Below are 774 nucleotides of genomic sequence, written 5' to 3'. Positions count from 1 at the left end.
TCGAAGCGCTCAAGGCGGCCGGCCGCGAAATCGAGGCTGGTATCGGCAAGCTCACTCGGCTGCGCGAGGCCGCGCGCATTGAGCAGGCGCGCACGATTCTGGATGTGCGCCCGTGGCGCGACATCCAGCGCGAGATCGAGCAGGCGCGTGCAGCCTATGCGCGCCTGGCGGCATCCGGCAAGCTGTCCCTGGCGGAGCAGGCGCAAGCGTTCTCTCGTCTGCAGAGCAGGATCGCCGAGTTGCGCTCGCAGACCAACGGCTGGGCCGCAGCGTTGGAGCAGGTCAAGGGCGCGCTGGTCGGGTTGGGATCCGGCGCAGCAGTGTTTGCCTTGGGCGTGCGCAACGCGGTCGCGTTCGAGCAGGCAATGGTGGGCGTGCAGCGCGCAGCGGGCCTGTCCAGACAGGAGGCCACCGCGCTGGGCGCCGAGTTCCAGGCCATGTCCACGCGCATTGCCGTGGGCGCGGGCGACATCGCGCGCATCGCTGCGATGGGAGCGAAGTTCGGCGTGGCCAGCAAAGACATCGCCCGCTTCGCGGAGCTGACCGCGACGGCCGCGCGGCAGTTCGAGATGCTGCCCGACGAGGCGGGACGCAGCCTGGGCATGATCTCTCGGCTGCTCGGCGTGTCCATTGCCGAGATGGATGCGTTCATCGGTATGCTCAATGCGTCGGCCGATGCCGTGGGCGTGGCCGAGCGCGACATCATCCAGGCGCTGACCCTGGCCGGCGCGTCCGCGCAGGAGTTCGGCCTGACGACCGGGCAAGCCACTGCCC

General features: G+C 69.8%; 1 protein-coding gene. It reads left to right on the top strand.

Going from position 1 to position 774, the window contains the following annotated elements; all coding sequences use genetic code 4:
- Positions 1 to 774, top strand: a 774-nt coding sequence (locus tag TS70_RS06710; protein ID WP_198049805.1) for a phage tail tape measure protein, incomplete at both ends; no start/stop codon positions are given.

It is taken from the genome of Spiroplasma sp. hyd1 (assembly GCF_016082235.1).
GTDB lineage: Bacteria > Bacillota_I > Bacilli_A > Mycoplasmatales > Mycoplasmataceae > Spiroplasma > Spiroplasma poulsonii.
This window is presented reverse-complemented; position numbering and strand designations above follow the sequence as displayed.